The following is a 4,573-nucleotide window of genomic DNA, read 5'->3' on the forward strand; positions in this document are numbered from 1 at the left end:
GGGCCACACCGCTGTTTGTAATCACCCCTGTGCTGAGCGGCTCGCTGCTGCTTGTTCTGATGGCCGCGGCCTTCAGCCGCTGGGTGAAGGGGGCGCTGACCTATCCGCACCACTGGCTATGACCATGCCCAACCAGCCGCCGCAGCCGTTGCAGCACCCCGTCAGGATTGAATTTTTATAACTAAGACTATTTTGGGAAATCCTTCTCAATGCCAATATGTCCTTTGTATTTACAAACTTCTTGAGATGAATAATTAATCGCATCTGCTGTTGGAATTACTGATCCTCTTACTGCAATGCCTGACATTATGCCAGGCATTTTTTTTTGCGATCACGGCCGGGATCAGGCCCGGAAGCAGGTGATCTCCAGGGCTGTGATCGTGGCCGTCGGCATCACCGCCAATGGCCAGCGGGAGGTGCTGGGGATCGAGGTGGGCGACAGCGAGGACGAGGCGTTCTGGACCGCCTTCCTGCGCCGTCTGCGCGAGCGCGGGCTGAATCTTGAGTTTGAACTAGTCAACGAACAACTGGGGGTACCCCCCTGTATCAGCAAAGAAGTCCGCTCGTATCAAAGAAACCACCAGGGGGTGCAACCGATGAACAATGAGACCGATTTACGACGCCAAATTTCGTGGTGAAATTCGCAAACGGATGAGTCCGCCCAGCAGGGAAACAGTTACTGAAATTTCAAGGGCTACAGGTATTAGCCGTCAAACGCTTTATAGCTGGAGGCACCTATGGAAACGAGAAGGGGAATTAGTGCCTGCCAGCAGTAGCTCTGCAGAAGAATGGGATGCAAGCGATAAGTTGGCTGCTGTAATACAAGCCGCTGGCCTTAACGGTGCTGATCTAGTTGCCTATTGCAGAGAAAGAGGTCTTTACCCCCAACAACTTGCTCGGTGGCGCCAAGCCTGGTTGCAATTGACAGTTGTTATTGAGAATCGCTTGCAAAAGGGGCGGGCGCTTGTTTAAGTTGCGAGTCATTCGCAATAAGCCTCCTCCCCTCGGCCATGAGTTTTCCCTTCCTTCCCGACGATCCCGTTGCCGCCGTGCGCATGTCGGCAGGTCAGACCGTGCTGCTGGATCCGGCCAGCCGGCCGAGTGGCAGCTGCATCGAGGTGCTCGATGGGGTGGCCCGCGTCTACTGCCCCTGTGAGGAGACAGAGGGGATGACCCTCGCCTTCCTGCAGGCAGGCGACCAGCTCTGCACAGACCGGCTCTGCAGTGAAGGCGTCTGCGTCGAGGCCCTCACCCCTTTGAGTTTCCGCAGCGACGCCGAACCCCGCCATGGCGAGGGCTTCGATGCCGTCAACGAATGGACCCTGCAGTTGCTGCGCATTCGCCATCTCGGTAGCGCTGAGCAGCGCCTCCATGCCCTTTTGGGGCTGGTGGTGCGCCGGCTGGGTCGCCGCTGCGGCAGCTGGTGCGATCTGCCCTTCCGCCTCACCCATGAGCGCATTGCCGAATTGATCGGCACCACTCGGGTGACAACCACCCGCTTGATTTCCCGCCTGCGTCAGGCCCGATTGATCGAGGCTCCCGTGGGTGAACCCGGCATGCGCCTGGCGCCGGAGTTGATCGAAACCGCTCCCCTGGCTGTCGCCTGAGCCCTGCGATGACCAACCGTTCCCCCCCCATCTCACCCCCCAGCTCACTCCCCATCTCACCGCCCAGCCATCGGCCAACTTGGTGGCCAGCCTCTGCCACGAGATGGACCAGTTGCGCTGCCGTGGTGCGCAGGTGGTGGCCGATCTGGGCCGTTGCCGCGAGGAGCGTCTGCTGCTGCGTTTGAAGCGAGAACTTCAGCAACTGCAGGGCCGCCGCAAGGAGCTGCGGCCCTGCGCCTACCAGCTGCGCAGCAGCGTTGGGCTGCGGGACAGTCTTGCCGTGGCGTTTCTCGAAGAACTGACCCGCCGGCCCCTGCCCTGCTGAGCTCGGCTCAGGCGAGCGATTCAGGGGCATGCTTGCCTTCGCTCAGCTCCCCATCGATCACCAGCATGGCGGCGGGGTTGGCCTGGGCGAAGCGGATCCGTCCCAGCAGGTGGGCGGCCTCGTGTTCGGATTCGATCTGCCCTTGCACGATCGGATCGAGGAACACGGTGGTGCGCACATCACCGGCCCGCTCCGCCATGGCATAGAGCTGTTGCAGGGAGCTGGTCACCTCCGCCTCCATCTGGAAGATGGCGGAGAAGACGTCTTCGGCCCCTGACCAGTGCTGGCGGGGTGGCGCCATTACGCAATGGCTCCGTCCTCAAACGCAACAATTACCTGGAACGTTCCTCTCATTCGTAAGTATCTGCACCGTAGAGCTCAATTAACTCAAATCTGAACGAATAATTTGGGTCCTCGATGCGATTAGCAGGCAAATCAATAACACAAGCCTTACAGAGGCTTACAGCAACTACTCAGAGCTAAGTAGCGCTACATAAATCACTCCCCCCACCACAATTTAAGGAATCTAATTAATTGATAAGGGGCTTTGATCTGCTGAGAAATTTTTCAAAATATGGTATTCCCCTGTACTACATTACGGCAAGATAAATATTTTGATTTAACGTCATTTAACGTTTTTAGATAAAACTACAAATAAGGTTTTTGTAGCTTTATGCAAGCGGGTTGGCAAAGCAAAGCTTCCTTTGGAATTAGAAATGCGCCTGATTTCAAAACTTGTACTGGGGAAACAACGGCGGTAGCCGTGGCAGGCAGCAGATGGACTCGGGGGCAACCTGCTCGGCGGGGCGGCAGAAGAAGGATTGGGGGAGGTGCTGGTAGGTCGTGGTGGCTATGGGAGTGGCTTTGTGAGGTTGGCAGTTCTGTTCATTCTTTGAAAAAGAGATTGTTACGGATCTTTACTTTAAGCATGGTCTTGTTGTTATTTTACGGGTCTACGCAGCGTCCAGGGTTCTGTGCCAAAAAAACAATCGACTGGCTTTGCCCTCGCCAACGCGGCGTCCCGCTTGAAGATCTGGATCATGATGGCAGTTGTGCTGGCCGCCATTGGTTTGTTTCAGGCTAGTTCGGCGCAAAATGAGATTGCCTTCAACAATCGGCATACCAGCAATGTCGACACCAAAGGCATGGATTTTGATCATCGAATGCCAATTGTTACTGGTGACATACAGCGAACCATCGATAGCGGAATGCACATCGAAAACATCTATAATTTAGATCTAAATACCAAGACATTCTGGGCAGAAGGTTGGTATTGGATTAAATGGCGTCCTGAAATTCAGAAAATTATTGAGGCCGACAAGGTTCCGCTTAATCAGGTTCTCGAGTTCACCAACGAAATCGTATCGGTCGATAATCTTTTGGAGCCAGAGACGACAGAACCTGTGAAGCTCGATGATGGCCGCCTCTATCAATTGTTTCGCTTTTCCGCTCAATTCTTTGTTAATGATCTCAACCTGGCAGGTTTTCCCTTCTACGGCATGAACCTGCATCTCGTTATGGAAACCAGGCCGGATGATCTGTCCTGCTACGAAGGAGGTACACCTTGCGTTACGCTAATGCCTGAATACAATATAACCAATACCCTGATTGGACAGTATGCTGACATTAACGGATACGATATGGTAGGCAGTTCGGTGAAGACTTTCTTGCACCAATATAACACTAACTTCGGCATTGGCAAACCCTCTGCTTTTTCGTCAATCGATTACGGAATAGTCTACAAAACAAACTTCTTCTCTGCCTTCGGAGAATATGTTTTACCATTACTTGTCATTATCGGTATCGTGCTCGCATCGCCAAGTCTGCCTGGCTCTCTTGGCGATGTACGGCTTGCCATACCCACTACAGCTCTATTAACTCAGATTTTCCTGCAACAGAGCTACAGAGCAGACCTCCCACCGCTTTCCTACATAACGTTTCTTGATTTATTTTATATTTATGCCTATCTTATTTCGATCCTTTCTTTCTTGCTCTTCTGCTGGGGAAGTGTGTATTATAACAATGCAACAGAGGGTGGCGAACTGCTCGCTCAGCAGCACATCGACAGCATTGATTGGAAATTCCAGCTCGTCGCACTAGTCAGTCTGGCCTTGCTGGTACCCCTGGCTTTTGTGCTCTTCTAAGCAGGCGCAGCAAGGCCACTTAGTACGGGTCAGTCCAAGCGGTTTTCTATTGTTGATACAGCCCAAAATCATCCTCGCAGCACTCCATTACCTCTGATAAATCGGCCAGCATTGATCGCAGACGTGGGCGCTTTTCAGGATTAGCAGCAACGTGCAGGGCTGCTGCTGTTACCCGCAGGCTTAGATCTTCCAGCCCCAGCAGGGCAGAGCTAAAGGTTTCAGTGGTAATCGAGCCGATGGTGAGCATTGAGCAAGTGCAACTGCTGCCAGTGTTCCCCTGTTGGTGGAAATGTTGGTTGAGGAGATCAGCACGCTCGATTTGATTAATAAGATTCCCTGTGGTTATTGTAACTCTAATTGTGCAGTTTAGATTTTGTTAAGACCTATTAATTTGTTATGCCGTCTGCCCGGTTTACGTCTTGGGCAATGGCCATGGGGTGGTGTTGGCCGTGGTTCTTGGCTGAGTTTGCTCCTCAGTGTGCTTGTGGGCTTCGGCA

Annotated in this window: 6 protein-coding genes and 1 pseudogene; 5 read left to right on the plus strand and 2 right to left on the minus strand. The window is 53.2% G+C overall.

What is annotated here, in order from left to right; translation table 11 throughout:
• Positions 1-356: 356 nt before the first annotated feature.
• The 4 genes and pseudogenes from AC2JC8_RS09650 to AC2JC8_RS09665 form a co-directional block, all read left to right on the plus strand.
• Positions 357-638 (plus strand): annotated as a pseudogene (locus AC2JC8_RS09650) (transposase); the annotation flags it as partial.
• Between the two features lie 13 nt (positions 639-651).
• A complete protein-coding gene (locus AC2JC8_RS09655; protein WP_484594631.1) occupies positions 652-972 on the plus strand; it encodes a helix-turn-helix domain-containing protein in 321 nt (106 codons plus the stop codon).
• A gap of 38 nt (positions 973-1,010) precedes the next feature.
• The gene (locus AC2JC8_RS09660) at positions 1,011-1,607 is read left to right on the plus strand and encodes a Crp/Fnr family transcriptional regulator (protein ID WP_484594632.1); all 597 of its coding nucleotides are present in this window, start codon (positions 1,011-1,013) and stop codon (positions 1,605-1,607) included.
• A 103-nt stretch (positions 1,608-1,710) separates the two neighbouring features.
• On the plus strand, positions 1,711-1,932 hold the full coding sequence (locus AC2JC8_RS09665; RefSeq protein ID WP_484594633.1) for a hypothetical protein: 222 nt from the start codon (positions 1,711-1,713) through the stop codon (positions 1,930-1,932).
• A 7-nt stretch (positions 1,933-1,939) separates the two neighbouring features.
• Here AC2JC8_RS09665 and AC2JC8_RS09670 read toward each other — a convergent pair whose 3' ends face one another.
• A complete protein-coding gene (locus tag AC2JC8_RS09670) occupies positions 1,940-2,233 on the minus strand; it encodes a ferritin-like domain-containing protein (RefSeq protein ID WP_484594634.1) in 294 nt (97 codons plus the stop codon).
• A 673-nt stretch (positions 2,234-2,906) separates the two neighbouring features.
• On the opposite strand from AC2JC8_RS09670, the gene AC2JC8_RS09675 reads away from it, so the two are divergent.
• Positions 2,907-4,076: a ligand-gated ion channel gene (locus AC2JC8_RS09675; protein WP_484594635.1), complete on the plus strand. Its 1,170-nt coding sequence runs from the start codon at positions 2,907-2,909 to the stop codon at positions 4,074-4,076.
• A 46-nt stretch (positions 4,077-4,122) separates the two neighbouring features.
• Here AC2JC8_RS09675 and AC2JC8_RS09680 read toward each other — a convergent pair whose 3' ends face one another.
• Positions 4,123-4,323 carry a hypothetical protein gene (locus tag AC2JC8_RS09680; RefSeq protein ID WP_484594636.1) on the minus strand — a complete coding sequence of 67 codons (201 nt, stop codon included), beginning with the start codon at positions 4,321-4,323 and terminating at the stop codon, positions 4,123-4,125.
• Positions 4,324-4,573 lie beyond the last annotated feature (250 nt).

The sequence above is a fragment of the Synechococcus sp. genome, assembly GCF_982614295.1.

Bases quoted from the DNA above. Each gene is read 5' to 3' on its own strand.
- AC2JC8_RS09655 (WP_484594631.1), top strand. From the start codon at position 652: ATGAGTCCGCCCAGCAGGGAAACAGTTACTGAAATTTCAAGGGCTACA.
- AC2JC8_RS09660 (WP_484594632.1), top strand. From the start codon at position 1,011: ATGAGTTTTCCCTTCCTTCCCGACGATCCCGTTGCCGCCGTGCGCATG.
- AC2JC8_RS09665 (WP_484594633.1), top strand. From the start codon at position 1,711: ATGGACCAGTTGCGCTGCCGTGGTGCGCAGGTGGTGGCCGATCTGGGC.
- AC2JC8_RS09670 (WP_484594634.1), bottom strand. From the start codon at position 2,233: ATGGCGCCACCCCGCCAGCACTGGTCAGGGGCCGAAGACGTCTTCTCC.
- AC2JC8_RS09680 (WP_484594636.1), bottom strand. From the start codon at position 4,323: ATGCTCACCATCGGCTCGATTACCACTGAAACCTTTAGCTCTGCCCTG.